The sequence below is a fragment of the Rubricoccus marinus genome (assembly GCF_002257665.1).
In the GTDB taxonomy this organism is placed as follows: domain Bacteria; phylum Bacteroidota; class Rhodothermia; order Rhodothermales; family Rubricoccaceae; genus Rubricoccus; species Rubricoccus marinus.
Genome location: NZ_MQWB01000001.1, coordinates 160,429 through 187,325 on the forward strand (window position 1 = coordinate 160,429; position 26,897 = coordinate 187,325).

Consider the following 26,897-nt stretch of genomic DNA (forward strand, 5'->3'; position numbering starts at 1 on the left):
ACCTTTGCGCGTCCTGCCCCATCCGCCATGCGCCGCCTTCTCGTCCTTCTCGCGATGACCGCCACCTCTGTCGCTGCTCAAATCCCGCCAGAGGCGCAACCCGCCGATGCGCCGGGCGACCCCTACATCTGGCTAGAAGACGTGGAGGGCGAGCGCGCGATGGAGTGGGTAGAGGCTCAAAACGCCCGGAGCGCCGAGGCGCTGCAGGCCGTGCCGGAGTACGAGGCGCTCTACGCCGACGCGCTGGAGGTCATCACGTCCGACGACCGCATCGCGTACCCGTCCATCATGGGCGACTGGCTCTACAACTTCTGGACCGACGAGGACAACGAGCGCGGCCTCTGGCGCCGGACCTCGTGGGAGAGCTACCTGGGCGGAGAGCCCGAGTGGGAGACCGTCCTGGACATCGACGCGCTGGGCGAGGCCGAGGGCGTGAACTGGGCGTACAAGGGCTCTTCCTGCCTCGCACCGGACTACGAGCGCTGCCTCGTGCGCCTCTCGCGCGGCGGCGCCGACGCCGTCGAGACCCGCGAGTTCGACCTCACGACCAAGACGTTCGTCGCCAGCGGCTTTTCCCTGCCCGAGTCCAAGGGCGCTGTGGCGTGGCTGAGCGAGGACGAGCTGCTCGTCGCGACCGACTTTGGTGAGGGCTCGATGACGACCTCCGGCTACCCGCGTGTGGTCAAGCGCTGGCAGCGGGGCACGCCTCTGGCGGAGGCCGAGACGGTCTTCGAGGGCGAAGCGGAGGACGTGGGCTCGTGGGCGTCCGCGCTCAAGCGCGGCGACGAGATCATCGGCGCGGTGGCGCACCGGCCGAGCTTTTTCGAGGGCTCCCTCCACGTCATGCACGAGGGCGAGTTGGTGCGGCTGGACCTCCCGCTCGACGCCGACCCCGGCATCGTGGGTGACCACATGACGCTCTACCTCCGCTCGGACTGGGACGCCGGCGGCGAGGCCTACACGGCGGGCTCGCTTCTCGCCATCGACTACGACGCGTTCCTCGGCGGCAGCCGCGACTTCCAGGCGGTCTTCGTGCCCACCGAGCGCCAGACCGTCGAGGGCACCTCGTCCACGAAGAACACGTTCCTCGTCTCGCTCTTGGACAACGTCAACGGCGAGCTCCGACAGTTCCGGTTCGAGGGCGGCGAATGGGTTGGGCGCACGGTGGACGCGCCCGACTTCGGCAGCGTCAGCGTGGTGAGCACGAGCGACGACGACGACCGCTTCTTCTTTACCTACAGCTCCTTCCTCCAGCCGACGACGCTCTACCTCGCCTCTGGCGACGGGACCACGCGAGAGGTCACGCAACTCCCCGCCGAGTTCGACGCCAGCGGCCTGAGCGTCCAGCAGTGGGAGGCGACCTCGGCCGACGGCACGCGCGTCCCGTACTTCATCGTCGCGCCAGAGGCCCTCGCGATGGACGGCAGCAACCCGACGCAGCTGTACGGCTACGGCGGCTTCGAGGTCTCGCTGACGCCGTCCTACGGCGGTCTGCTCGGCAAGACGTGGCTGGAGCGCGGCGGCGTGTACGTGCTCGCCAACATCCGCGGCGGCGGCGAGTTCGGCCCGGCGTGGCACCGCTCGGCGCAGCGCGAAAACCGCCAGCGCGCCTTCGACGATTTTATCGCGGTGGCGGAGGACCTCATCGCCAGAGGCGTCACCTCGCCGGAGCACCTCGGGATCCGCGGCGGTTCCAACGGCGGCCTGCTCACGGGCACCGTTATGACGCAGCGGTCGGACCTGTTCAACGGCGTCGTGATCTCGGTCCCGCTTCTCGACATGCGCCGTTACCACACGCTTCTGGCGGGCGCGAGCTGGATGGCGGAGTACGGCGACCCGGACAACCCAGAGGACTGGGCGTTTATCTCGCAGTACTCGCCCTACCAGAACCTCCGCGAGGACGCCGATTACCCCCGCCCGCTGTTCACCACGACGACGCGCGACGACCGCGTCCACCCCGGCCACGCGCGCAAGATGGCGGCGAAGATGCTAGCCATGGGCTACGACGTGGACTACGTGGAGAACACCGAGGGCGGCCACGGCTCCGGCGTCACGCCCGCGCAGCAGGCGACGATGTGGGCGTCCATCTACAGCTACCTCTGGCGCCAACTCGGGGGCTGAGCCTCTGGCGCCAGAGGCCAGACGGCGCGAAGGCGCTAGCCCCTCTTCGGCGTGCAGCCGCGGGTTAGGCGGCACGGCGGGCACCGCACGCTGCACAGAGTTTAGCCTGCGGCGTGCGGAGAGGTTTGCCGCACGTCTGGCACGGAGGGCCGTAGATCGATACTCGGTGGTGGTGCAGCGCGAGAGGGTTCGTCTCACGATAGCCCGTTAGCCGCTCGTACAGGTCGAGCGCCTCGGCGTACTGGGCCTGCAACTTGTCTCCCTCCGTCACCTCGGCCAAGCTGGCGCCGGTCGCCTGCCGTCGCGCTTTGATGTTGCGGATGCCGCGTCGTAGGGCAGCGGCCATCTCGGGCCACTCGTCTTCGTCCAGCATCGGCATCTCCTGCTGGCACCGCCAGCACCACAACTCGGTCATGTCCGGTAGCGAGAGGATGGGGAGTGCCGTGTAACAGAATGCGGCTCACCCGCGAAGGGCAACGGCCGCTGGCGATGGTTCGGAGCGGAGGATACGCGATGCCAGAACGAGGCGAAAACGCTACGGCGTGCGGTCGGCCTGCAGTGGCGGGTTCTGCAGCCGGATCACAGCAGCCCGCCGAACTCGCGCAGCTTTTGTAGCTCGTCCGTAGCGGGATCGTAGGCGATCAGCGCAAGCTCGCTCATGTTCTCGGGCGTCAAGATGACCGGCTTGCTCAACGCGCGGCCTATGCCTGCCATGAACTCGAACACGGCCTCTGCGTCCGCTGACACTTCCACCTCGCGCGGGTCGAGGTCGAACTCTATCTCTTCCTTGGCGAAGAAGTGGCTGTTCACTACGATCCCGTCCACGTCTATCTGCAGCAGCGGGCGCACGTCGTCTGGTCCACCAAACGCTTCCGCCGCATGAACCGGAATCGGTTCGACCGACGCCCGCTTGAACGTCAGGTTGTAGCGGCTGGTCCTGAGGAAGTCGAGGAGCCGTTGCCAGTCGTCGAGTGAGGAATCAAGGACGTAGATGTCGCGCCAGCTTCCATCCCACTCGAACGCCAATTGGACCTTTTCCCATTCCATGACGAGGGTAGCGACGGGAGGCTGCAGAACAGTGGACCGCTCAGCCGCCCCAAGCTAAGGGCGCGACGGTAGCCCGAAGCTACGGAGACGCCGAAGCCCGGTGGAACCGAGACGCTGGCGCTTGGGGTCGGCCTGTAGCGGTGAGTTCTACCGCGCGGAGTCACGGATCTCGTGCCAACCCACGGCACGCTCGCGCTCGCGGACGCGCCCGGACTTGATCTCCGTCCTCTCGAAGAAGTGGCCCGGGGCCCACATGAGGTTGCCCTCGATTGCGCGAGCGATCAGTTCTTCCCGGTCTGCCGGACTTGTGACCCTTTCAAGCGCCCAGACCCGCCAGCGGGGCAAGTAGACAGACCACCACAACCAGGCAAGCGCGATGGGCACAACGATGGCGGCGAGGCCAAACAAGCCCGTGAGGCCGAGGCGCTCCCCGAACACGACGAACAGGCCCAGAGGGACGACCATGATCAGCATCACGGGGATGCCTACTGTTGCCGTCCCGACGCGCAACGCCTTCTCTACTGAGACCGGGTCTGGCATAGCAAGAGCGCGGTAGAACAGCTGGCCGCTCTGCCGCCGCCCGAGTGGCGACGCGCTCGGCCGAGGCGAAAGTAGGTGGTGAACCTGAACAGGGCAACGACGTTGGCCGGGCGGTCGGCCGCAGCGGCGAGTTCTGCGGCGGCGGCAGTCAGAGCGAACTGTACTCGCCTCGCTCAAGCGCGTCACCGCCTGCATCCGTCGCGGTGAACCAGTACAGCGGGAGCCCTGACCGTTCGAGCGGCGGCTTCCAGACTGCTGGGTCGTCGAGCACGCCGAGTGCTTTGACGGTTGGCATTGTTTCCTCGGTTGGCCCCTCGGGACCGCTGTGAAACCGGACGTGCCCCATGTCGAGCAAGGAGCGCATGGCTCTGTCAGCCGCCCGGACCTTTGTCTCTTGATTGATCTCCGGGTACTGAGAGTTGAGGCCCCAGATGACCTCGTAGAGGCCAGAATAGTCCTCGACGCCGAAGCTGACCGCGAGCGACTTTGCGATGTATAGGTCGATCATCGGCTAAGGCAGAGCCGCCGCAGAACAGATGGCCGCTCAACCGCGAAGGGCTGAGGGCTTGATTATCGGACGAAGCGAAAGTAGCGCCGACGCTCGGACGAGCCGGGAGCGCTGACGCCCTTCGTCGGCTTGCAGCGGCGAGTTAGGCAGCCACGGCGGTAAGGGCAGCTTGAAAGCCAGTGCCGCGGCCTTTACGGAGATAGAGGCGTTCGAAGTCCGGGAGAGACGGCACACGCTGAATGGCGCAGTGCATTCCGGTTGCATCCAGCAAAGAGAGTAGGTCTTCGCGGCTCACGACCAACTCGTAGAACTTCGTCATGCCGTGCTCGTCTGCCGGTTTGAACTGCTCCGCCCATGTCCCGAAGTCGTTCAGAGAGAAGTTTGACGCGCGGATCAGAAACCGCTCGCCTGGCGGCGGCGCATCGAGTCGGATCACGCTCTTGAATCTCTCTTTTGCCATACGCTAAGGTAGTGGCCGCCTAACTAATACTTCAGCGGCACTGAGTGCCGGTTGAAGTCCGGAATCGGGACAAAAGGCGGAAGCTGGGCGGCATGAAGCGACGGTTTCCGCACTTCATGCGTCAGAACATCCGGGAAGCGGAATGTGAAGGAACGCCTGCGCAAACGAGAACGCAAGCATGAATCGCCCCGGGCGCTGCCCAAACGCCGCCATGGCTCCGGCGTCGTCCTCTGGCCTCGCGGCCGAAACGCCGCACTCGGCCACGGCCTCTGGCGCCAGAGGCTAGCTCAGCATCGCGAGGCCTGTGGCCTCCTCGCACGCGCGCCAGAGGCGCCGCGCCGCCTCCTCGTCCCGGGCCTGCGGCATGATCTCCGCGCGCGTCGGCGTGCCGCGCATCTCGCGGAAGCCGTCCGGTCCGATGTAATCCGCGGGCTGGACCGTTGGCGAGGCGGCGGCGGCGAGCGTGGGGAGTGCGCCCCTCCATGGCGGCATCGCCACGAGGTTGATAAGCGGCCCCATTAGCATCGCGCGGATGGGCGAGCCACTCATCATGTCCGTCGCGAGGTTGGTAGCCGAGATGCCCGGGTGCGCCGCCACGCTGATCGCGTCCGCGCCCGTGTCCGTCAGCCGCCGCTGCATCTCCAGCGCGAGCATGAGGTCGGCCAGCTTGCTCTGCCGGTACGCCGTCCACGGGTCGTAGCGTGCCTCGCTGTTGAGGTCGTCGAAGTGGATCCGCCCCTCGCGGTGCGCGATGCTGCTGAGCCACACCACGCGGGCCGCTGGCGGCATTAGCAGGTGCGGCAGCAGGCGCGCCGTAAGCGCGAAGTGCCCGAGCACGTTGGTGCCGAACTGCATCTCGAAGCCGTCCGCCGTCTCGCGCCGCTCGGGCAACGCCATCACCCCCGCGTTGTTGACCAGCAGGTCCACGCGCTGCTTGAGCCCATCGCCCGGGCCCTCTGGCGCCGTCGAGGTGGCGGTGAAGGTGGCGGCGAAGGCCTCCACGCTCGCGAGGTCCGCGAGGTCGAGGTGCCGCACCTCCACGTCGGCTCCTGGGACCGTGCTCTTGATGTCCATCCGCGCCGCGTTGCCCTTGTCCAGGTTGCGGCACGCCATGACAACACGCGCGCCCAGCGCCGCGAGCGCGCGCGAGGCTTCAAGCCCGATCCCGGAGTTGGCGCCGGTCACGATGGCGGTGCGTCCGGTCTGGCGGGGAAGGTGGGTCAGCGCCCAGGAAACGGAGTCGGACATGCGTGCGGGGGAGGGGAGAGGCCCGCACCCGCCAGAGGCCCCGCGGTTTCCGTCGCGCCCCGTCGGGGGCGGGCCTCTGGCGAGAGTGCCGGCCGCCGGCACCGTCTGCGCCAGGGGCCATCGTGGGGACGCCTCGCGTGGGGGGGACGCGCGAAGCGCTTGCGTAACAGAGAGCTGTGGTTTACACTGTTAACCTTCTGCATACGCGCGGGCGCCTCCCGGCTACTCGCGTGCGCCCGCACCCGCCAGAGGCCCCCGCTCAGCCCTCCGGGTTAACACTGTAAACCGACATGGACGTACTCGACTCCCTCCACGGCGCCTTCAGCGCGTTCACGCCCACCTGGGCCGCGGTCCTCGGGATCGTGCTGGTGCTCTTCGCGCTCGGCTTTACGGGCGCGCCTCTGGCGGTCTGGGCCGCCGCGGGGCTCGTCGCGCTCGTCGGCTTCGGCGCGCCCGTCTGGGCGATCGTCGTGTTTGCCGTCCTCGCGGCCGTTTTCCTCATCACGCCGGTCCGGCGCGCGCTCTCCGGCGCGGTCATGGGGCTGATGGAGAAGCTCCAGTTCCTCCCCACCATCTCCAGCACGGAGCAGGAGGCCATCGACGCCGGCACGGTCTGGGTGGAGGGCGAGCTGTTCTCCGGCAAGCCGGACACGGACCGGCTCCTCTCGCAGGCCTACGCCGGCCTCACGCCAGAGGAGCAGGCGTTCCTGGACGGCCCCGTCGAGGATCTGTGCGCGATGACGGACGACTGGGAGATCTGGCAGCGGCGCGATCTCCCCGAGGCGCTCTGGGACAAGCTCAAGGCGGACCGCTTTTTCGGTCTCATCATCCCGAAGGAGTACGGCGGTCACGGCTTCTCGCCCAGCCTCAACAGCGCCGTCGTGGCAAAGGTGGCGAGCGCGTCCAGCACGCTCGGTATCACCGTCATGGTGCCCAACTCGCTCGGCCCGGCCGAGCTCCTGAGCCACTTCGGCACCCAGACGCAGAAGGACTACTGGCTGCCACGCCTGGCCTCTGGCGAGGCGATCCCCTCGTTCGCCCTGACCGAGCCCGGCGCGGGCAGCGACGCCGGCGCGATCTCCTCCAAGGGCGAGGTCTTCCGCGGCGACGACGGCGAGCTCTACATCAAGCTCAACTGGCGTAAGCGCTACATCACGCTTGCCGCCATCTCCGACGTGCTCGGCCTCGCGTTCAAGCTCTTCGACCCGCAGAACCTGCTGGGCAAGGGTGAGAGCCTCGGCATCACCTGCGCGCTCGTGCCCACCACGACCGAGGGCGTCGTCCTCGGCAAGCGCCACGACCCGCTCGGCGTCCCGTTCTGGAACTGTCCGACCGAGGGCCACGACGTCGTCGTCAAGCTCGAAGACGCCGTGATCGGCGGAACCGAGGGCGTGGGACGCGGCTGGCGGATGCTCATGCAGAGTCTCGCCGCAGGCCGCGGCATCTCGCTGCCCGCCTCCGCCACCGCGGGCGTCAAGCAGGCCGCTCGCGTCGCGGGTGCGCACTCGCTGATCCGCAAGCAGTTCGGCCTGAGCATCGGCAAGTTCGAGGGCATCGAGGAGCCTCTGGCGCGGATCGGCGGCTGGGCCTACACGATGGAGGCCGCCCGGCGGTACACCAACGGCGGGCTAGACAGCGGCGCCGCGCCGGCCGTGGTCACGGCGATGATGAAGTACCAGACCACCGAGCTGTTCCGCAAAGCCGTCAACGACGCGATGGACATCCTCGGCGGCAACGCGATCTCGCGCGGCCCCCGCAACCCGCTCGCGAGCGCCTACATCGGCATCCCCGTCAGCATCACCGTGGAGGGCGCCAACATCCTCACGCGCACGCTCATGGTGTTCGGGCAGGGCGCGATCCGCTGCCACCCGTACGCGCTCAAGGAGATGGTCGCGCTGCAGAACCGCGACGTGAAAGCGTTCGACGCCGCCTTCTGGCCGCACATCGGCCACGTGATCCGCAACGCGTTCCGCGGCATCGGCCTCAGCCTCTCGCGCGGCTGGCTCGCCGGCTCGCCCGTGAGCGGCCCCGCCGCGCCTTACTGGCGCAAGATGCAGTGGTCCTCGGCCACGTTCGCGTTCCTCGCGGATCTCGCGATGGGCACGCTCGGCGGCGACCTCAAGCGCAAGGAGAAGCTCACCGGCCGCTTCGCCGACATCTTCTCGTGGATGTACTTCGGGACCGCCGTTCTCGCGCGGTTCGAGGCCGAAGGCCGCCGCAAAGAGGACGTGGCGTTTATGCAGTGGAGCATGGACTACGCCTTCGCGCAGATCCAGGACGCCTTTGACGGCCTGTTCGCCAACCTCCAGGTGCCCGGCGCCACGTGGCTTTTCCGTGGGCCTCTCGCTGCGTGGAGCCGCTTCAACCGCATCGGCGGGATGCCGTCCGACAAGACCGGCCACAAGGTCGCCGCGGCCATGCAGGTGCCCGGCGAGCAGCGCGACCGCCTCTTCGGCGGCGTGTTCACCACGATGGACCCGGACCACACGCTCGGCCGCTTCGAGAACGCGATGGCGATCTGCGCCGAGGCCGAGGTCGTCGTCCGGAAGGTGAAGGACGCGATCCGCTCGCGCCAGCTCCCCAAGGCGCACCCGGCCACGCTGATCCCGCAGGCCGTCGAGGCCGGCGTGATCTCCCCGCAAGAGGCCCAACTCCTCAAGCGCGCCGAGGACGCCCGCGCCGACGCCATCCAGGTGGACTCGTTCGACAACGAGGACTACTTCGCCTCCGCGGTCTCGCCCGCTTCAGTCACGCCGACGGCGATCGCCGGCTCGCCACAGGCCTCTGGCGACGGCGCCCCGGTCGGTGCCTCCGGCGATGGCTCGGCCGTCGACGCGGGAGCGGTGGCCTACGGTGCCGCGGTCGAAACCGAGGACCCGGCGGCGTAGCCCACGTCCTGACGCCTTCCTGAGCCGCCGGTGTGTCCGCACGCCGGCGGTTTTTGCATGGGCGCGGCCTCTGGCACCAGAGGCCGCTGGCGCGCGCGATCTTCAGGCCTCACCGCTCCCGTCTCCTGTTGGCTCTCCCAGACCTCTTCCTCGACCGCCTCCGCGCCATCCTGCCGCCTGAGCGCCTGGACGCCGTTCTCGCCACGTTCGAGACGCCCGGCGCGACGGCCTTCCGCGCGTGCCCGCTCGTGGCGCCAGAGGCGGAGACGATGGCCGAGCTAAAGGCCGAGGGCGTCGGCTTCGAGCCCATCGAGGGCATTCCAGGCGCGTACCGCGCCGAGGACCGCGCGGCCCTGCTCGCCTCTGGCGCCTACGCGCGCGGCGCGCTCTACGTGCAGAACGCCTCCAGCCAGCTACCGCCGCACCTGCTCGCGCCAGAGGCCGGAGAGCGCGTGCTGGATCTGTGCGCCGCGCCCGGCTCCAAGACCGGCCAACTCGCGGCCATGATGGAGGACCGCGGCGAGATCGTCGCGATGGAGAAGGTGAGGGGGCGCTTCTACAAGCTCAAAGCCAACATGGAGGCCCAGGGCGCGACCTGCGTGACCGCGTGGCAGGGGGACGGCTCGCGCGTGTGGCAATCCGAAACCGAGGCCTTCGACCGCGTCCTCGTGGACGTGCCGTGCTCCACCGAAGGCCGCTTCCTCGCGGACGATCCGGAGACGACGCGCTACTGGAGCAAGCGCAAGATCAACGAGATGCGCCGGGTGCAGTGGCGCCTCCTGTTCTCGGCCATCATGGCGCTCAAGCCCGGCGGCACGCTCGTCTACTCCACGTGCACGTTCGCGCCAGAGGAGAACGAGGCCGTGCTCGCCAAGGCGCTCAAGACGTTCGGGGACAAGATCGAGATCGTGGACGCGGGGCTGCCCACCTCTGGGCCTCTGGCGGAGGCCACGATGCCCGGAATGGCCGCGTGGAGCGGCAAAACGTTTCCAGAGAGCGTGCGCCTCGCGCGCCGTGTCCTCCCGGACGGGCTGCTGGAAGGCTTCTTTGTCGCGCGGATCGCGAAGCACGCGTCAACGGTCCGCGCCTAGCCTCTGCGGCCCGGCGCCTCTGGCGCCAGAGGCTTCTAATACGTGAGCCCCGCCGCCCAAAGAGGCAGCGGGGCTCGCGAGGTCTAAGAGCGACCGGGCGCCTAGCGGACGACCGTCACGCGTTGCGCGGCGGAGAACGTCTCGCCCTGCGCGCGCACGACGTACACGCCCGGCGCGAGGCCGCTCGCGTCCAACTCCACCGTGTGGCGGTCCGCCGCCAGAGGCCCGTCGTGGAGCGTCTGCACGCTCCGGCCGAGCAGGTCCACCACGTGCACCGTCACGGCCTCTGGCGAGACCAGCGAGAGGCTCAGCGCCGTGGTGCCGCGCACCGGGTTGGGGCCGGTAACGACGAGGCGGGCGCCAGAGGCGTTCGGGCCGCTCTCACGGGAAACCGTGGGCGGGTTGAAGTCCGAGTTGCCGTCGTTGGCGTTGGAGGTCAGGCCCTGGCTTGCGCCTACTCCGAGCCCGCGGCGCGCGAACGCGGCCCAGATCAGGTCCGAGTTGCGCCCGTTGTAGAGCAGGGTGTCCGCGTTCAGGATCGCATCGCGGCCCGAGACGAAGCCCGGGAGGCACGGCTGGAGCTTGAGCCCCTGCGTGACGAGGTTCATCGCGATCTGGTTGCCCTTGCCGCCGTCGGCGTCGTACACGTCGCGGTCGAAGCCGTACTCGTCCACGAGGTCCAGCGTCATGTCCCAGAGGACCGTCGCCCAGACGCTACCGAGGCCGTGCGGGATGGAGATCCCGCTACCCGCCACGCCAGCACGCGTGATGACGTCCTCGTAGGTGAGCGGGTTGACGTTCATGTCGCGCGTGTAGCGCGCCGGGCGGATTCCACCTCCGTCGGTGCCCTCGAACGACAGGTACGTCGCGATGCCGCGGGGCGTATCGTCGGCGGTTTCCATCGTGGTCAGGAGGCCGTAGTAGTCGCTCCAGCCCTCGCCCATCTGCTCCTGGTTAGAGAGGCAGCCGTTCTGGCTCGGCCCGCCCGTGAGGCGCGTTGAAAGGCCATGGCCGAACTCGTGCGCGACGACGCCGGCGTCCAGGCCGCTATCGCGCTGCACCTGAAGCGTCAGCGAGCCGGCCGCGCCCTCGCGCTGGCGAAGCAGTAGGCCGGTGCTGTTCTGCACGAAGAGCGACGGGATCGTGATGTCATCCGCCTCGGTGGCCCCGATGGACATGCCGACGAGGTCCTCTGGCGAGCCGTCCTCGCCCTCTCCCTTCCGGTCGTTGTTGTGGATCACGGCGCCGATCGCGCCAGCGGCCTGCGCGTTGCGCACCTTGGTCGTGAAGGAGCATCCGCCGCGCTCGATGAGCGCGATGTTGCCCGCAACCGCCGCCGCGTTCGCGATGTCGGCAGCGGTGCACCCGCGGCTGGCAATACCGCCCGACGTTGTGGTCGTCACGATGGCGCCGGACACCGTCGCGCCGGTCCCGAAGAGAGCCGCTGAAGCCGGGTAGGCGGCGGCGACCGTCGAGGGGGCTGAAACGTTGAAGGCCGCTGCGCCTCTCCACTCGTACATCTGCATGCGCCCGGAGCTACCGTCGCGGGGGGTAGCAAAGTTCGCGTTGTTGACGCACGGGTTGGTCTCGTTGCAGACGTCCGCGCCGCTCTGGGTCTCCAAGAACGCGGGGTCGTTGGCCGCGCCACCGCGGCCGAAGTTGTTGACCTGGAAGTTGCCGGCGGCCTCGTCGAAGCCGTACTGGTAGGTGATGTCGTGGAAGACGTTGCCCCAGTAGAACAGGTTGATCGTCGCGGCGTCGATGTTCTCGCGCGGCTGGCGGTTCGTCGTGTATGGCACGTCGAACGTGAGCGAAGCCCCGCCCTCGGGAGCCGTCCCGACATCGGCGGCCTCGTTGTCATCGCGGTCGAGGTAGGCCCAGACGTTGTTACCGCGGGTGGTCGTGAACTGCTGCGAGCCGGTGTCGTGCCAGCCTAGCTCCGACGCCGTAGGGTCGGCGGGGTCCGTGACGAGCGCGTAGTCGCCGTGGCTGGGGCTCTCGACGGGCCACGGAATCACGCGGTAGGAGCCCGCGCGAGCGGCCGCAAGCGGCATCGACGCCTCTGGCGCCAGAGGCGCGAGGGAGACCGGGGCCTCGGGCGCCACAGGCTTTGCGGGCCACTGGTCGCGCGCGACGTGGTCGTCCACGCCGAGGACCGTGCCGGTGACGGCGTCTACGCGGACGGTGACCAACTGGAGGGGGCCGTTCTGGGACGAGAGCGTCGTTGCCCAGGCGAGGCGCAGCGCGCCGCTGTCGGTGGGCTGGTAGATCAGCTGTGGCTCGCTGGCCTCAAACGTGATGGGCGCGTTCGGGCTAGGTGCTCCGGGGGCGTCGGTCGTCACGACGGGGCCCGTTGGCTGCGCGCTCTCGAACCGGCGCACGTACGCCTCGGCGGCGGAGACCGCCGCGCCAGAGGCCACTTGCGCAGCCGTGGTGTTTACTCGCGTCGCGAGACGGCTGTGATACGCCGGCGCGAGGGCATGCACCTTCCCACTCGGCAAGACGGCTGCGGGCGCCACGGTCCCCCAGATCTCGATTCCCGCGTACCGTTGCGCGAGGTACACGTTGGTCGCGCCGGTGCGGCGGTCCAGGTACGCGTCCGTCGCGTGGAGGTCGGCGAGGTCGTCGGCGGCAAAAGCGGCGGGCGACTGGGTGCGGAAGTGGTGCTTTGCCGCGACGATGGCGGCCGACTCTTGCGCCATCGTGGGCGCGGAGAGGAGCAAAGCCAGCAGTGCGGCGAGTCCGTAACGGATGCGCATAGGGGAAGCCTGTAGTGGAAGTACGTGGTGTGAAGTAACGCAGAGGTGGCGCTGTGTGCAACCTGTGTGCACACCGTATGTGGCGAGCCTCTGGCGCCAGAGGCCACCCACGCGGCTCCAGACCGATGGAATCTCCACACGGGGCGTCTTGCGTCCGTCGCCAGAGGCGGGCTAGGTTGTCCCACGATGCCGCTCGCGATTCGATCGCGCGGCGGCCGGTTTCGGGCCCTTAGCTCAGGGGTTTAGAGCGCTCGCCTCACACGCGAGAGGTCGATGGTTCAAATCCATCAGGGCCCACATGCAACGCCTCCCCACCACGTCGGTGCGGGAGGCGTTTTTGCGAAGGGCAACTGTCGTCGCCTTCGGCGAGATCATGCTCCGCCTCTCCACGCCGGGCTTCTCGCGCTTTACCCAATCCGACCGCTTCGACGCCACCTACGGTGGGGGAGAGGCCAACGTCGCGGTCTCCCTGGCCCACTTCGGGCACGACGCGCGCTTCGTCTGCAAGCTGCCCACGCACGAGATCGGCAGGCGGCCGTCAACCAACTCCGCCGCTACGGCGTGGACACCCGCTTCGTCGCCAGAGGCGGCGACCGGGTGGGCATCTACTTCCTGGAGACCGGCGCGAGCCAGCGGCCGAGCAAGGTCATCTACGACCGCGCGAACAGCGCCGTGAGCGAGATCGAGCCGGGCGACGTGGACTGGGACGCCGCGCTGGAGGGTGCGGACTGGTTCCATTGGACCGGGATCACGCCCGCGCTGGGCTCGAAGCCTCTGGCGGCGCTCCGCCAAGCGCTCTCGGCCGCCAAGAACGCCGGCGCGACCGTCTCCTGCGACCTCAACTTCCGCTCTAAGCTGTGGACCACAGAAGAAGCGCAAGAGGTCATGCGCCCTCTCATGAAGCACGTGGACGTGTGCATCGCCAACGAGGAGGACGCCGACCGCTCGCTGGGCATGCGGACCGAGGGCTCGGGCGCGGACGCCGCCGAGGACGCCGAATTGGATGAGGCTGGCTACGCCCGCCTGGCCGACGCGCTTCAGAACGAGTACGGCTTCGACGCCGTCGCGATCACGCTGCGCGAGAGCCACAGCGCGAGCGACAACGGGTGGAGCGCGATGCTGCTCGGCGGCGCCGGCGCGTCGGAGCCTCTGGCGCAGGCCGTCCGGAGCCGGCAGTACGATGTCCGCCTGGTGGACCGCGTAGGCGGCGGCGACAGCTTCGCCGCTGGCCTCATCCACGGCCTCGCGTCGATGAGCGATGCGGAGGAGGCGCTGAACTTCGCCGTGGCCGCAAGCGCCCTGAAGCAAACGATCCCCGGTGACCTCAACCTGACAAGTGCGTCCGAGGTGTCGAAGCTCGCGCAGGGCTCCGGCTCGGGCCGCGTCGAGCGGTAAGGCTGTGGGGGACCCCGCCGTGCGCGGAGAGGTCCCCCGCCGCACCGGGGTAAGACGCGCTGGAGATCGGCGCCTCTGGCGCCAGAGGCGTCACGCTCCCTCTGCCTGACAGCATCCGGGCGCGCGCCAGAGGCCGGGTTTCCTCCCGAGCGAGACACACGCCATCGGGCGCGGTACCTTCGCGCACACCCATCCATCCCCCGCCTTGGCACTGCCTTACGCCCTCCGAGAGGGGCTTGCCGGATTCAGCCGCGCCAAGTTCGCCGCCTTTGCCTCTATCGCCGCGCTCGCGGTCGCGCTCGTCCTGATCGGGATGACGGCGCTTGTCGGGTGGCTGGTGCAGAGCGCAGCCGAGGAGTTGAGGGAGAGCGCGGGCGAGATCGAGGTGTACCTGGACCCGCTGGACGGCGATGGCACGACGCGCATGCAGGAGCGCCTCGCGGGGCTCCCGGGCGCGGATTCGCTCCGCTACGTTTCCACCGCCGAGGCGTCCCGCATCTTCCGCGAGGAGTTCGGCGAGGGCGCGACGCTGTTCGACGACGACGCCAACCTCCCGGCGTCTTTCCGCGTCCGCTTTCAGGGGGACTACGCCTCGCCCGATAGCCTGGAGCGGACCGCCGCCCGCGTCAAGTCCTGGAACCGCGTGGCGGACGTGAACTACGAATTGGACCTGCTCCAAACCCTCGAAAGCCGCCTTTCGGCCATTCGCAGCATCGGCCTCGGGATCGGGTTTCTCGTCGTCCTCGCGGCGCTTCTCCTCGTCGGCAACACGATCCGGCTGTCCATCTACGCGCGCCGGATGCTGATCCGCACGATGAAGCTTGTCGGCGCCACGAGTGGATTCATCCGGCGCCCGTTCCTCGTCGAAGGCGGCATTCAGGGCCTGGCCGCTGGCGCGCTCGCGGGCGGAACGCTGTGGGGGCTGTACGCCATCCTCCTGGCTTACCTCCGCCAGACCGGCGTGGCGGACGTCGGCTGGCCCGGCGGGCACCCTCTGGCGACGTTCGGGGTCTGCGTCGTGCTCGGCCTCGTGCTCGGTCTTTTCGCGTCGTGGGTGGCCGTGCGCCGCTTTATTCGCGAGGTGCGCCTTTCCGCCTGATCCCGCCAGAGGCCTCTGGCGAGAGCGGCTCGGGCATGAGGATTCGGGCCCTGCGGATCGCGAGAGGCGTGGAGGCGTGAGAGACGGGTGCCCGCCCGACGCGCGGCCTCCCCATCTCTTCCTATCGTCTCATGCGCGCGCTCTTTCTCCTTCCCATCCTTCTCCTCGCCGCCTGCCAGACCGGCGGCATCGACAGCAACGAGGCCACGGCCGAGGAAACGAGGGCGGTCCGCCTGGACAACCGCGAGCTCGTCCTCGACGGCTTCGCGGGCGACGTAAGCGTCACGGCTGTGATCGGGCTCCAGGAGGCCGAGGTCGTTTTCACCAAGCGCGCGATGGGCACGACGGACCGCCAAGCCGAGGCACGCCTTGAGGACATCCGGATCGAAGAGGCCGGCGACGGGGCGACGTACCAGTTCGTGTGGCGCACGGACGCCGACAACCCGAACGTGACCGTGGACGCCAAGGTGCGCGTGCCTCTGGCGACCAACGTCGTGGTGCGGCTCGGCGCGGGAGACATCACCGCGAACGGCCTCCGGGGCACGCTGGACGCCGAGACCGGCGCCGGCGAGATCCGCGCCGATCACCTCCGAAGCGCCCGCGTCGTGCTGTCCTCCAGCGCCGGCGACATCCACGCTGGCGCCGCGTTTATCCCCGCCGAGGGCCGGTGGAGCCTTGAGTCCGGCGCGGGGGACCTCCTGCTCCTGCTGCCCGCCGCGGCGTCCGTCCGCGTCGATGCCGAGAGCCGCGCCGGCGCGCTGGACCTCGACCCCGCGCTCACGTTCTCGGACGTCCGCCAGAGCGGCGGCCCGGCGGGCGTCGACTTCCGAGCCCAACTCGGAGAGGGGCAGGCGAGGATCGAGGCGCAGACCGACGCCGGCAACATCGAGATCCTCCAGTACAAAGAGCCCGCGGCCGAGTCCGAGGCCGCCCGCCAAACCGTCTTGACGCCGCAGGACACGCTCCGCCGCGACTCCGCGCGCGCCTCTGGCGTGACGCCCGCCCCCTGAGCCGCCGACGCCAGAGGCTAGGGGCGTCCCGCCTCTCACCCGTCAGCTAGAGGCCTCTGGCGCGTCAAGAAACGGCGCGCCGCGCGCGGTGCCGGAGCGTTGACGCCGCTCCCGCGTAGCTTGAGACAGAAACACACAGAGCCCCACTATATGAAGCGCCTCGTCGTCGTCGAGTCCCCGACCAAAGCCCGGACCATCCGCAAGTTCCTGCCCGCCGGGTACCAGGTGGAGGCGTCCATGGGCCACGTGCGAGACCTGCCCTCGTCTGCGGCGGAGATCCCCGCCGCGGTCAAAAAGGAGAAGTGGGCGCGCCTAGGCGTCAACGTCAAGGACGGCTTCGAGCCGCTCTACGTCGTCCCGAGCGACAAGAAGAAGACGGTCAAGATGCTCAAGGACGCCCTCGAGGACGCCGACGAGCTCTACCTCGCGACGGACGAAGACCGCGAGGGAGAATCCATCGGCTGGCACCTCCTGGAGGTTCTCAAGCCCAAGGTGCCCGTCAAGCGGATGGTCTTCCACGAGATCACCAAGGCCGCCATCCTGAAGGCGCTGGACGACACCCGCGAGGTGGACACCCGGCTCGTTGACGCGCAAGAGGCCCGGCGCATCCTGGACCGGCTGGTGGGCTACAGCGTCTCGCCCGTGCTCTGGAAAAAGATCGCGCCCAAGCTTTCGGCCGGGCGCGTGCAGTCCGTCGCCGTTCGCGTCCTCGCGCAGCGCGAGTGGGAACGGCTGGACTTCGTCATGGCGTCCTACTGGGACCTCACGGCCACGCTGGAGCAGGGCGGCACGGCGTTCGACGCCAAGATGACGCACTACGGTGACCAGAAGCTGGCCACCGGCAAGGACTTCGACGAGAACACCGGCAAGCTCAAGCCGAAGTCGAAGGCCCTCCAGATGGACGAGGCCACGGCCAAGCCTCTGGCGGAACGCCTCGCGAAGGCCTCGTGGCGCGTAAGCGAGGTGGAGCAGAAAAAGGCGAAGCGGACGCCAGCGGCGCCGTTTATCACGTCTACGCTCCAGCAGGAGGCGAACCGCAAGCTGGGGCTGCCCGCCCGTCAGGCCATGCGCGTGGCGCAGAAGCTCTACGAGCAGGGCCTCATCACCTACATGCGTACCGACTCGCCGACGCTCTCCAGCGAGGCCATCGGCGCCGCGCGCCGGTCCGTCGAGGAGCGCTACGGGTCCGAGTACCTCTCGCCCACGCCGCGCCAGTTCTCAGGCAAGGTGCGCAACGCGCAAGAGGCCCACGAGGCCATCCGGCCCTCGGGCACGGAGATGAAGACCTCCAAGCAGCTCGGCCTGAGCGGCGTGGAGGCCAAGCTCTACGACCTGATCTGGAAGCGGACGGTCGCGAGCCAGATGGCGGACGCGCAGCTTCTCCGCACGCGCGCCGAGATCCTCGCCGCCGAGGGAACGGACGACCAGAGCACGTTCCGCGCGAACGGCCAGGTGATCGTCTTCCCCGGGTTCTTCCGCGCGTACGTGGAAGGCAAGGACAACCCGGATGCCGCGCTGGACGACCGCGACACGCCGCTGCCGCAGCTCACCGAAGGCGACACGCCCGGCTGCAAAAACGTGGAGCCCATCGGGCACGAGACGAAGCCGCCCGCGCGCTTCACCGACGCCTCGCTCGTCAAGGCACTCGAAGCCGCCGGCATCGGCCGCCCGTCCACGTACGCCTCCATCATCGACACTATCGTCAACCGCGGCTACGTGACCCGCAAGGGCTCGCAGCTGACGCCGACGTTTACGGGCCTCGCGACGAACCAACTCCTGGAGCGCAACTTCGAGAAGCTCGTCGACACCGGCTTCACGGCGAAGATGGAGGAGGAGCTGGACCAGATCGCCTCTGGCGACGAACAGCGCGCGCCCTACCTCGAGCGCTTCTTCAACGGCGCCGACGGGCTGGAGCAACGCATCGAGACGCGCCTGAGCGAGATCGACCCCAAAGAGGTGTCGTCGCTCAAGCACGAAAAGTGGGAGCCGTTCGTGATCCGCGTGGGCCGCTACGGGCCGTACACGGAGGACACGAGCAAAGGTGAGACCAAGTCCATCCCCGGCGAGTGGGCCCCGGCCGACGTGACCCAGGAGATGCTCTCCGACGTGCTCAACGCCGCGAGCCAGGACCGTGTGCTCGGGATCCATCCTGAGCACGAGCAGCCCGTGCTGCTCAAGAACGGACCGTACGGCCCATACGTCCAGCTCGGCGACGACGAGGAAGGAGGCGCCAAGCCCAAGCGGATGTCGCTCCCGAAGGGGACGGACCCCGCGAACGTGGATCTCGACATGGGCATCGCGCTCGTGGGCCTGCCACGCACGCTGGGCCAGCATCCCGAAACCGGCGACGACATCAAGGCGAGCATCGGCCGCTACGGCCCGTACGTGCAGCAGAACCGCACGTACGCCAGCCTCAAGCCCGCCGACGGCGACGACGTGCTGACGGTCGGGTTGGAGCGTGCGCTCCAGCTCTTGGCGGAGAAGCACGAGAAGAACAAGCCGCTCCGCGTGCTCGGCAACCACCCCGAAACCGGCGAGCCCATCGAGGTGCGTAGCGGCCGTTACGGCCCGTACGCGAAGCACCTCAAGACGAACGCGACGCTCCCCAAGGGCACAGACCCGATGGAGGTGACGCTGGAAACGGCTATCGGCCTTATCGACGCAAAGGCAGCTTCCAAGCCCAAGAAGAAGGCGGCGAAGAAGAAGCCCGCCGCGAAGAAAGTCCCGGCCAAGAAAAAGCCGGCCGCCAAGAAGCCGACGGCGAAGAAACCGGCGGCCAAGAAGGCGCCCGCAAAGAAGGCCCCAGCCAAGAAGGCCGCACCGGCGAAGAAGGCCTCCTGAGCCTCTGGCGCCAGGGACCTGTGCCTCGCGCTCAAATGACGAAGCCTCTGGCGTCCGTGTGGCGCCAGGGGCTTTTGCGTGTGGGGTGCTTCGGAGCGAAGTCAGGGTGCTGCAGTAGCACCAGACACTCGGGCGTCTGGAGAGGGAAGCGCTCTCCTGTGCGTACTCAGAGGCAGAACAGCGCGGGAGGCGTCCCCGACGCTCGGGAATCCCGCCTGCGCGGGAACGACAGACGGGATGGTGCTGAGACCGTCCCACTTGTGGCCCTGGCCTCTGGCGTCAGAGACTACTCGCCGAAGCCCGTTCCCGTGTCCAGCCAGCGCCACTCGCGGAGGACGGTCTCGGCACGAGGCGCGAAGCCGTCGCCCATCTCCAGCGGCATCGTTTCGAGGACGTAGAACGCACGGCCGTTGTGCCGCCCGGCGCGGACCGAGCCGGTCACGTCCACGCCGCCAAAGGAGTACGCGGCGTCCACCCATCGGGGGAAGGCGTCGAGTTGGGACGGTTCGCCCATGGACTCGGCGGTCTCGCTCGCCCACGCGGCGAGGTCGCCGGGGTCGCGAGAGGGGACGAAAATGGTGAGCGTAGCGTCGCCGAGAAAGAAGTGCGCGCCGGCGCCCTCGTCGCTCGCGCCCCAGTCCGAGGTCATGCCCTCGGGGCGGTAGGTCGCGAAGGGAATCGGGAAGCCCTCCTCGCGCACGAGCGTGAGCGTGGTGGGCTGCTCCGTTCCTTCCACGCGGATCGTGCCGGCCTTCGCCAGCGGCCACTCCTCGCTCGAGGCCTCTTGCGCGAGCGTGTCCGGCGGGGCGTCAGCGACGGGTACCTGAGGTGCAGGGGCGTCGCCAGAGGCGGAATCAGAGCCGCATGCCGCCAGAGGCAAGAGCGCGGCGAGGGCGAGGGTGCGGGTCATGCGTCGGAGTCGAGGATGGAGCCGAGCACGTCGGAATCGTGCGAGGAGAAGCCGTCGCCGAGCGAGAGCTTGTGGCCCATGCGGTCGCGCTTGGTGGCGAGGTACTTCGCGTTGTGCTCGCCGGGCGCGATCTCCAGCGGCACCTGCTCCACGACTTCGAGGCCGTAGCCGCCCAGCCCCACGCGCTTGCGGGGGTTGTTGGTCATCAGCCGCATCTGGCCCACGCCGAGGTCCGAGAGGATCTGCGCGCCGATGCCGTAGTCGCGGAGGTCCATCTTGAAGCCGAGCGCCTCATTAGCCTCGATGGTATCCATGCCCTGGCTCTGGAGGTTGTAAGCCTTGAGCTTGTTGATCAGCCCGATGCCGCGGCCCTCCTGCTTCATGTAGAGGACCACGCCGCGACCCTCGCGCTCGATCTGCTGCATCGCTCCGGCGAGCTGGTCGCCGCAGTCGCACCGCGCCGAGCCGAAAATGTCGCCGGTGACGCACTGCGAGTGGACGCGAACGAGGACGGGCTCTTCTGGCGAGAACGGCCCGCCCTTCATCAGCGCGAGGTGGTTGTCGCCCGTCAGGACCTCCTCGTAGGCCGCGAGCCTGAAGTCGCCGTGCGCGGTCGGCATGTCTACCTCCACGAGCTTCTGGACCAGCTTCTCGGTCCGCATCCGGTACGCGATCAGGTCCTGGATGGTGACGAGGAGCAGGCCGTGCGTGTCAGCGAAAGAGCGGAGGTCCGGCACGCGCGCCATGCTCCCGTCCTCATTGAGGATCTCGATCAGGACGCCAGAGGCCCGTAGGCCGGCGAGGCGGGCGAGGTCCACGGCGGCCTCGGTGTGGCCTGCGCGGCGGAGCACGCCGCCGGGCGTGGCGCGGAGCGGGAAGATGTGGCCGGGCCGCGCGAAGTCCGTCGGCGTGGCCTCTGGCGCGGCGAGCGCGCGGATCGTCGCGGCGCGGTCGGCGGCGGAGATCCCGGTCGTCGTCCCGTGGCGGTAGTCGACCGAGACCGTAAAGGGCGTGTCGAACAGCGACGTGTTGGCCTGCTCCATCATGGGCAGGTCCAGCGCGGCGGCGCGCTCGCGCGTGAGCGAGACGCACATCAGCCCGCGGGCCTCTCGCGCCATGAAGTTGACGGACTCCGGCGTGACCAACTCGGCCGCGCCGATGAGGTCGCCTTCGTTCTCGCGGTCCTCGTCGTCCACCACGACGACGAGCTTGCCATTGCGGACGGCCTCGATGGCGTCCTCGATGGTGTCGAACCGGGTCTCTCCGCCAGGGCGGGGCGAGTTGTCAGCCATGGGTCGTACCGCGCTGCGGCGTGTTGTTTGGGGGCCAACGCCCGAGGTCCGCCGCGAGGTTCGCGGATTCGCTGTGCGCCTCTGGCGCGGCGTTGCCGTTGGGCTGGAGCCACCGCCAGAGGCCTCGGTGCGCCTCTGGCGCTAGGCCGCCTTGCCGGTCACGGCGTTTTTCTCGAAGCGCAGCTTGGTGTTCTGGTCCACCTCCACGAGCAGGCTCGTGTCCTCGACCTTGAGGACGGTCCCGTGGATGCCGCCGGCCGTGACCACGCGGTCGCCCTTTTTGAGCTCGTCGATCATCGCGCGGCGCTTCTTCTCGCGCGTCTGCTGCGGGCGGATCAGGAAGAGGTAGAAGACGACGAGGATGAGCAGCGGGAACAGCAGTCCGCCGAGGGCGAAACCGCCCGGCGCGGCGTCTTGGAGCAGGAGGAGCAAAAGCATCGGGGTGGGGGAGTGGTTTGGCGGAAGATACCGGGGGCTCTGCGAGAGGCGTCAGAAGTCAGAGCGCAGAAGCGGTGACGGGCCTCTGGCCTCCTCCCAGCGAGACGCCGGCGTCGCCAGAGGCGAATCGCGCGCGATGGTCGTTTCTTGCTCTCCCGATCTCTCCGCTCCCGATGCGCGCCCTCCCGCTCCTCCTCGTCTTCGCCGTTGCGCCCGCCTGCGCGCAGACCGACAAGCCCAGCGCCTCTGGCGACCCGTCCGACCGCCGCGCGGACACGCTCGTGGTCTCGCCAGAGGCCAAGCCGGGCACCGAGGTTTCGGTCCCTGTCGGGCCAGGCACCACGAGCGTAGGCTATTGGGACGTAAACGCCGGGGAGACGCCGGTGCGGATCGCGAGACGTGAGGCGTTCGGGCGCGAGGGCACGCCAGAGGCGATCCACATGCTCAACCTTCACGACGACGAGAGCACGTCCGTAGACGCGGCGCTGGACGTCACGCGCGAGACGGGCGGCTGGGTCGTCGAGCTCCAGCACTCCGGCGACCGCAACCTCGCGTTCACCGTCGGGGGCGAGCGCTTCGCCGCCGACCCCAACCGGATGTTTACCGACGCGGGCCGCGCCAAAACCCTCGCGTCGCTCTCGCGCGCCACGCCAGAGGCCGAGGCCGCCCTGGAGACCTTCGCGGCCTCCGTCCTCAAGGCGTACACCGACCTCGACCCGGCGGTGGTCGTCACTCTGCACAACAACACCGAGGACAACTACTCCGTGGCCTCCTACGCCTCTGGCGGCGCCTACGAAGCCGACGCCGAGGCCGTCACGCTCCACCCTGGCACCGACCCCGACGACTTCTTCTTCGTCACCGACCGCGCGCTCTATGACGCGCTCGTCGCCAGAGGCTTCAACGCGGTCTTGCAAGACAACGCCCGCGCGACCGACGACGGCTCGCTCTCGGTCTGGGCCGCGCAGAACGGGCGCCCGTACGTCAACGTGGAGGCGCAGCACGGCCACCGCGAAGAGCAGGCGCGCATGATCCGCGCGCTCGTCGAGGTCATCGCCGCGCGCTAGGAGCGGGCGCGGGCGGCGGCCTCTGGCGTGCGCTCCATCATGGACGTGTCCGGCGGCCACGGCGGAGTTTCGCCAGAGGCGAGCAAGCTGGGGCAGTAGAGGTCGTAGTCGGCCTCGGCGTCCGGGATGCCGAGGCCGGCGAGGGCGCGGTCCAGCAGGGCCGCGAAGTGTTCCGGCGGCTGCCGCTTCGGGGCGGCGTTGAAGCGCGGCTTCTGCGCGCTCGCGTCGAAGCCCAGGAAGCCCGCCACGCGCGCCGCGGCGTCGGGCTCGCGGATGTAGTTGATCACCAGCAGGTCGTCTGGCCTCTGGCGGAAGTGCTCCAGAACGGCGAGGTGGTACGCGTTGCGGTCCTCGATCCAGGCGCGGACGGCGAACTCGGTCACGTCCCACTTGGGCCCGCCGCCCGGCAAGTTGCCCGCAGCTTTTTTGCGCGCGATGTGCCCGAGCCGGCTGATGACCCAACTCTGGAGGTCCCGCACCTGAAGGATAAACGCCGCGCCGGGGTGCGCCGCGTCGAGCGCCGCGATGTCGCCCGGGATGCCGTCGCTGAAGGCGTCGTGCGCGCGGAGAGTCGCCCGGTCGCCAGTGCGCCAGAGGGGGCCGTGGCTGGCCGGGAGGCCGAGCGACTTGAACAGGACGTGCAGCGATGTCGTCCCGGTCTTGTTGAAGCCGACCGCGAACACCTTGGGCCTCTGGCGGAGGCCGAGGCGGTTGAGGAGCTTTTTGGGCTCGGTCTGGAGAGCGAGGCGGAGGCGGTGGAGCGTCACGAGAGCGCGGGGAGTCGGCCGCGAACCTACGCGCCGAGGGGGCGATCCAACCGCTTCGGGCGCCAGAGGCTCGGCGGTGACACGAGGCTGGCACAGCACGCGCGTAGGCTCGCGGCTCCGCCGCGGACCGCCTCTGGCGAAACCGCCCGTTCGGTTCGCGTGCGGACGCCCCGCCAGAGGCCCCCGCCCGGAACGGCGCCGGGCCGCGGTGGGTAGCCCTCTGTCTATTCCCGACCCGACCCAGTGGACGACCAGATCACCATCCGCGGCGCGCGCGAGCACAACCTCCGAGGCGTCGACGTCGACATCCCCCGCGACCAGTTCGTCGTCATCACGGGGCTCTCGGGGAGCGGGAAGTCCTCGCTCGCCTTCGACACGATCTACGCCGAGGGGCAGCGGCGCTACATGGAGTCGCTCTCCAGCTACGCGCGGCAGTTTCTGGGCGTGATGGAGCGGCCGGACGTGGACCTCATCGACGGCCTCAGCCCGGTCATTGCGATCGAGCAGAAGACCGTCAACCGCAACCCTCGCTCGACGGTCGGGACCGTGACCGAGGTCTACGACTTCCTTCGCCTGCTCTACGCCCGCGCAGCCGACGCCTACTCGTACAAGTCCGGCGCGCCGATGCGCCGCCAGAGCGACGACGAGATCATCGACGCGATCGCGGCGTGGCCCGAGGGCACGCGCGTGATCCTGCTCGCGCCCGTCGTGCGCGGCCGCAAGGGCCACTACCGCGACCTCTTCGAGCAGATCGCCAAGCAGGGCTTCGAGCGCGTTCGCACCGACGGCGAGATCCGCCCCATCGAGAAGGGGATGCAGCTCGACCGCTATTCCATCCACGACATCGAGGTCGTCATCGACCGCATCGCGATCAAGGAGGGCATCCGGCCGCGCATCGCGCAAGCCGTCGAGATCGCGCTCGGCATGGGCGGCGGCACGCTCGTCGCGCAGGTGGACCGGGTGGGGGAGGGGCCAGTGGGCAGCGCGAAGTCGCCCGTGGAAAACGACACGCCAGAGGCCTCTGGCGAGGAGCAAGGGAAAGGCAAGAAGGGCGCGAAGTCGAAAAGGGCCTCTGGCGCCAGAGGCAACGAGGCGAGCGCTCCCCCGCCAGAGGCTGGCGACGTGCTGTTCTCGCGGCACCTGACGGCGCCGCAGGACGGGCTGAGCTACGAGGACCCGAGCCCGAACACGTTCAGCTTCAACAGCCCCTACGGCGCGTGCCCGGCGTGCAACGGTCTGGGTGTGCGCAAGGAGATCGACCCGGATCTGGTCGTGCCCAACCCGAAAAAGTCCCTCCAGGAGGGCGCCGTCGCGGCGCTCGGGACGCCGCGCGACGTGTGGGTCTGGAGCCAGGTCCGCGCCGTGGCGGACGCCTACGAGTTCGACCTGGAAACGCCGATCGCCGACCTGACCGAGCGCCAGAGGCAGGTGCTCATGGAGGGCGCGGGCGATGAGCAGTTCGACATCGTGTACAAGTACAAGGGGCGCGAGGTGAAGTACCAGCACCGCTTCGGTGGCGTCCTGGGGCACATTGCGCACACACAAGAGAACGCGAGCAGCAAGGGCCAGAAAAAATGGGCCGAGGCGTTTATGCGCGTCATCGCGTGCCGCGTGTGCGGCGGCGGGCGGCTCAAGCCGGAAAGCCTGAGCTACCGCGTGGGCAACACGGGCACGTACGAAGGCGACCAGAGCATCGCGGACCTCGTGCAGATGGACCTGCGCTCGCTCGTGCAGTGGCTCGAAGACCTCGACCTCGAAGGGCGCCAGGAGATCATCGGTGGGCCGGTCGTAAAGGAGATCCGTGAGCGCGTGGGCTTCCTGGTGGATGTGGGCCTGGACTACCTCACGCTGGACCGTCCGGCGCGGACGCTCTCGGGCGGCGAATCCCAGCGCATCCGCCTCGCGACGCAGATCGGCACCCAGCTCACCGGCGTGCTCTACGTGCTGGACGAGCCTTCCATTGGGCTGCACCCGCGCGACAACACCAAACTCATCGACTCGCTGCAATCGCTCCGTGACCTCGGCAACTCGGTCCTCGTCGTGGAGCACGACCGCGAAACGATTGAGGCGGCGGACTTCGTGCTGGACCTCGGCCCCGGCGCGGGCGAGTACGGCGGCGAGCTCCTGGCGGCCGGCCCGCCAGAGGTCATCTCGACGCCCTCTGGCGACGGCCTTCCGCTCTCGCTGACCACGGCCTACCTCGCGGGGCTCCGCGCGATCCCGACGCCCGCCTCTGGCGAGCGCCGCGAGGGGAGCGGCCACGAGATCGTGCTCGAAGGCGCCAGAGGCCACAACCTGCAGGACGTGACGTTCCGCCTCCCGCTCGGCACGCTGACGTGCGTCACGGGCGTCTCGGGAAGTGGGAAGTCAACGCTCATCAACCACACGCTCCGGCCGGCGCTCGCGCAGCACTTCCACAACTCGCAGACGGTCCCGCTGCCCTATGACGACCTAAAGGGGCTGGAGCACGTCGACAAGGTCATCGCCATCGACCAGTCGCCGATCGGGCGCACGCCGCGCAGCAACCCGGCGACCTACACCGGCCTCTTCGGGCTGATCCGCGAGCTGTTCGCGCGCATGGGAGAGGCCGAGATCCGCGGCTACAAGCCGGGCCGGTTCTCGTTCAACGTCAAGGGCGGGCGGTGCGAGACGTGCAAGGGCGCGGGCATCATGAAGCTCGAAATGAACTTCCTCCCGGACGTGTACGTGGAGTGCGAGACCTGCAAGGGGCGGCGCTACAACGCCGAGACGCTGCATGTCCGGTTCAAGGGGCTCAACATCGCCGAGGTCTTGGACCTGCCCGTAAGCGAGGCGCTGGAGGTGTTCGCCAACCAGCCACGCATCGCGCGCAAGCTCAAAACGCTGGACGCGGTCGGGCTGGGTTACCTCCGCCTGGGGCAGGCCGCGACGACGCTCTCGGGCGGCGAGGCGCAGCGCGTTAAGCTGTCTAAGGAGCTCTCGCGCCCCGGGACCGGCAACACGCTCTACATACTAGACGAGCCCACGACCGGCCTCCACTTCGAGGACGTGCGGCACCTGCTTCTGGTCCTCCAGGCGCTGGTCGACAAGGGCAACACCGTTCTCGTCATTGAGCACAACATGGATGTCGCCAAGCAGGCGGACTGGGTCGTGGACCTCGGGCCGGACGGCGGCGCGGGCGGCGGCCAGATTCTCTTCGCCGGCACGCCAGAGGCCCTGGCCGAGGCCGACACGCCGACGGCGCCGTTCCTCCGCGAGGAACTGGAGCGCGCCGCTGAGGCCTCTGGCGAGCCGCTGCCGTTCCGCGAGATCGACCTCGACGCGCTCTCAAAGGGAGGCGGCAAGGGCGACGACGACGGGGAGGACGTGGAGGAAGACGAGCCCGAGGAGGTGGAGGCGTAGGCCCGCTCCCGCCCAGGCCTCTGGCGCCAGAGGCCTGG

Annotated in this window: 19 protein-coding genes, 1 tRNA gene and 1 pseudogene; 10 read left to right on the forward strand and 11 right to left on the reverse strand. The window is 68.9% G+C overall.

Annotation, left to right across the window (positions count from 1 at the left end):
• Positions 1-27 precede the first annotated feature (27 nt).
• Positions 28-2,121 (forward strand): prolyl oligopeptidase family serine peptidase, encoded by a 2,094-nt coding sequence (locus BSZ36_RS00605; RefSeq protein ID WP_094545232.1) that lies wholly within the window; start codon positions 28-30, stop codon positions 2,119-2,121.
• A gap of 64 nt (positions 2,122-2,185) precedes the next feature.
• On the opposite strand, the gene BSZ36_RS00610 is transcribed toward BSZ36_RS00605, so the two are convergent.
• The 6 genes from BSZ36_RS00610 to BSZ36_RS00635 form a co-directional block, all read right to left on the reverse strand.
• On the reverse strand, positions 2,186-2,536 hold the full coding sequence (locus tag BSZ36_RS00610; protein WP_218827500.1) for a hypothetical protein: 351 nt from the start codon (positions 2,534-2,536) through the stop codon (positions 2,186-2,188).
• 164 nt (positions 2,537-2,700) lie between these two features.
• Positions 2,701-3,168 (reverse strand): hypothetical protein, encoded by a 468-nt coding sequence (locus BSZ36_RS00615; protein WP_094545233.1) that lies wholly within the window; start codon positions 3,166-3,168, stop codon positions 2,701-2,703.
• 147 nt (positions 3,169-3,315) lie between these two features.
• Complete coding sequence (locus tag BSZ36_RS00620; protein WP_094545234.1) at positions 3,316-3,708, reverse strand: hypothetical protein; 393 nt, start codon at positions 3,706-3,708, stop codon at positions 3,316-3,318.
• A 148-nt stretch (positions 3,709-3,856) separates the two neighbouring features.
• On the reverse strand, positions 3,857-4,216 hold the full coding sequence (locus tag BSZ36_RS00625; protein WP_094545235.1) for a hypothetical protein: 360 nt from the start codon (positions 4,214-4,216) through the stop codon (positions 3,857-3,859).
• Between the two features lie 142 nt (positions 4,217-4,358).
• Positions 4,359-4,652, reverse strand: a complete 294-nt coding sequence (locus BSZ36_RS00630; protein WP_143536696.1) for a hypothetical protein — start codon at positions 4,650-4,652, stop codon at positions 4,359-4,361.
• Positions 4,653-4,958: 306 nt separating this feature from the next.
• Complete coding sequence (locus tag BSZ36_RS00635; protein WP_094545237.1) at positions 4,959-5,924, reverse strand: oxidoreductase; 966 nt, start codon at positions 5,922-5,924, stop codon at positions 4,959-4,961.
• A 290-nt stretch (positions 5,925-6,214) separates the two neighbouring features.
• On the opposite strand from BSZ36_RS00635, the gene BSZ36_RS00640 reads away from it, so the two are divergent.
• Positions 6,215-8,812: an acyl-CoA dehydrogenase gene (locus BSZ36_RS00640; protein WP_094545238.1), complete on the forward strand. Its 2,598-nt coding sequence runs from the start codon at positions 6,215-6,217 to the stop codon at positions 8,810-8,812.
• 128 nt (positions 8,813-8,940) lie between these two features.
• Positions 8,941-9,903 (forward strand): RsmB/NOP family class I SAM-dependent RNA methyltransferase, encoded by a 963-nt coding sequence (locus BSZ36_RS00645; RefSeq protein ID WP_218827501.1) that lies wholly within the window; start codon positions 8,941-8,943, stop codon positions 9,901-9,903.
• A 101-nt stretch (positions 9,904-10,004) separates the two neighbouring features.
• Here the strand turns inward: BSZ36_RS00645 and BSZ36_RS00650 are convergent, their stop codons facing one another.
• Positions 10,005-12,662: a M36 family metallopeptidase gene (locus BSZ36_RS00650; RefSeq protein ID WP_094545239.1), complete on the reverse strand. Its 2,658-nt coding sequence runs from the start codon at positions 12,660-12,662 to the stop codon at positions 10,005-10,007.
• A gap of 223 nt (positions 12,663-12,885) precedes the next feature.
• Between BSZ36_RS00650 and BSZ36_RS00655 the strand changes: the two genes are divergently transcribed.
• The 5 genes and pseudogenes from BSZ36_RS00655 (at position 12,886) to topA (ending at position 19,007) form a co-directional block, all read left to right on the forward strand.
• A tRNA-Val gene (locus BSZ36_RS00655) sits at positions 12,886-12,959 on the forward strand.
• A gap of 1 nt (position 12,960) precedes the next feature.
• A pseudogene (locus tag BSZ36_RS19965) lies at positions 12,961-14,057 on the forward strand (PfkB family carbohydrate kinase).
• 205 nt (positions 14,058-14,262) lie between these two features.
• Complete coding sequence (locus BSZ36_RS00665; protein ID WP_094545240.1) at positions 14,263-15,156, forward strand: cell division protein FtsX; 894 nt, start codon at positions 14,263-14,265, stop codon at positions 15,154-15,156.
• A gap of 131 nt (positions 15,157-15,287) precedes the next feature.
• Positions 15,288-16,166, forward strand: a complete 879-nt coding sequence (locus tag BSZ36_RS00670; RefSeq protein WP_094545241.1) for a DUF4097 family beta strand repeat-containing protein — start codon at positions 15,288-15,290, stop codon at positions 16,164-16,166.
• Between the two features lie 150 nt (positions 16,167-16,316).
• Positions 16,317-19,007 (forward strand): type I DNA topoisomerase, encoded by a 2,691-nt coding sequence (gene topA / locus BSZ36_RS00675; RefSeq protein WP_094545242.1) that lies wholly within the window; start codon positions 16,317-16,319, stop codon positions 19,005-19,007.
• Positions 19,008-19,293: 286 nt separating this feature from the next.
• On the opposite strand, the gene BSZ36_RS00680 is transcribed toward topA, so the two are convergent.
• The 3 genes from BSZ36_RS00680 to yajC all read right to left on the reverse strand — a co-directional run bounded on the left by BSZ36_RS00680 (position 19,294) and on the right by yajC (position 21,647).
• On the reverse strand, positions 19,294-19,917 hold the full coding sequence (locus tag BSZ36_RS00680) for a hypothetical protein (protein ID WP_094545243.1): 624 nt from the start codon (positions 19,915-19,917) through the stop codon (positions 19,294-19,296).
• The gene (locus BSZ36_RS00685; protein WP_094545244.1) at positions 19,914-21,209 is read right to left on the reverse strand and encodes a bifunctional 3,4-dihydroxy-2-butanone-4-phosphate synthase/GTP cyclohydrolase II; all 1,296 of its coding nucleotides are present in this window, start codon (positions 21,207-21,209) and stop codon (positions 19,914-19,916) included. Before BSZ36_RS00685 ends, BSZ36_RS00680 begins: the two co-directional genes overlap by 4 nt.
• A 141-nt stretch (positions 21,210-21,350) precedes the next feature.
• A complete protein-coding gene (gene yajC, locus BSZ36_RS00690) occupies positions 21,351-21,647 on the reverse strand; it encodes a preprotein translocase subunit YajC (RefSeq protein ID WP_094545245.1) in 297 nt (98 codons plus the stop codon).
• Positions 21,648-21,820: 173 nt separating this feature from the next.
• Between yajC and BSZ36_RS00695 the strand changes: the two genes are divergently transcribed.
• Entirely contained in the window at positions 21,821-22,711 is an 891-nt protein-coding gene (locus BSZ36_RS00695) for a hypothetical protein (RefSeq protein ID WP_094545246.1), read from the forward strand.
• Here the strand turns inward: BSZ36_RS00695 and BSZ36_RS00700 are convergent.
• A complete protein-coding gene (locus BSZ36_RS00700; protein ID WP_094545247.1) occupies positions 22,708-23,478 on the reverse strand; it encodes a sulfotransferase family protein in 771 nt (256 codons plus the stop codon). The two genes, BSZ36_RS00695 and BSZ36_RS00700, sit on opposite strands and share 4 nt — an antisense overlap.
• A 243-nt stretch (positions 23,479-23,721) precedes the next feature.
• Here BSZ36_RS00700 and uvrA point away from each other — a divergent pair, with 243 nt between their 5' ends.
• Positions 23,722-26,859, forward strand: a complete 3,138-nt coding sequence (gene uvrA / locus BSZ36_RS00705; RefSeq protein WP_094545248.1) for an excinuclease ABC subunit UvrA — start codon at positions 23,722-23,724, stop codon at positions 26,857-26,859.
• Positions 26,860-26,897: the final 38 nt, after the last annotated feature.

Excerpts from the sequence above, each read along its gene's own strand:
- BSZ36_RS00680 (WP_094545243.1), bottom strand. The coding sequence starts at position 19,917 with ATGACCCGCACCCTCGCCCTCGCCGCGCTCTTGCCTCTGGCGGCATGC.
- topA (WP_094545242.1), top strand. The coding sequence starts at position 16,317 with ATGAAGCGCCTCGTCGTCGTCGAGTCCCCGACCAAAGCCCGGACCATC.
- BSZ36_RS00635 (WP_094545237.1), bottom strand. The coding sequence starts at position 5,924 with ATGTCCGACTCCGTTTCCTGGGCGCTGACCCACCTTCCCCGCCAGACC.
- BSZ36_RS00620 (WP_094545234.1), bottom strand. The coding sequence starts at position 3,708 with ATGCCAGACCCGGTCTCAGTAGAGAAGGCGTTGCGCGTCGGGACGGCA.
- BSZ36_RS00670 (WP_094545241.1), top strand. The coding sequence starts at position 15,288 with ATGCGCGCGCTCTTTCTCCTTCCCATCCTTCTCCTCGCCGCCTGCCAG.
- BSZ36_RS00650 (WP_094545239.1), bottom strand. The coding sequence starts at position 12,662 with ATGCGCATCCGTTACGGACTCGCCGCACTGCTGGCTTTGCTCCTCTCC.
- BSZ36_RS00625 (WP_094545235.1), bottom strand. The coding sequence starts at position 4,216 with ATGATCGACCTATACATCGCAAAGTCGCTCGCGGTCAGCTTCGGCGTC.
- BSZ36_RS00695 (WP_094545246.1), top strand. The coding sequence starts at position 21,821 with ATGCGCGCCCTCCCGCTCCTCCTCGTCTTCGCCGTTGCGCCCGCCTGC.
- yajC (WP_094545245.1), bottom strand. The coding sequence starts at position 21,647 with ATGCTTTTGCTCCTCCTGCTCCAAGACGCCGCGCCGGGCGGTTTCGCC.
- BSZ36_RS00685 (WP_094545244.1), bottom strand. The coding sequence starts at position 21,209 with ATGGCTGACAACTCGCCCCGCCCTGGCGGAGAGACCCGGTTCGACACC.
- BSZ36_RS00605 (WP_094545232.1), top strand. The coding sequence starts at position 28 with ATGCGCCGCCTTCTCGTCCTTCTCGCGATGACCGCCACCTCTGTCGCT.
- BSZ36_RS00610 (WP_218827500.1), bottom strand. The coding sequence starts at position 2,536 with ATGACCGAGTTGTGGTGCTGGCGGTGCCAGCAGGAGATGCCGATGCTG.
- BSZ36_RS00640 (WP_094545238.1), top strand. The coding sequence starts at position 6,215 with ATGGACGTACTCGACTCCCTCCACGGCGCCTTCAGCGCGTTCACGCCC.
- BSZ36_RS00615 (WP_094545233.1), bottom strand. The coding sequence starts at position 3,168 with ATGGAATGGGAAAAGGTCCAATTGGCGTTCGAGTGGGATGGAAGCTGG.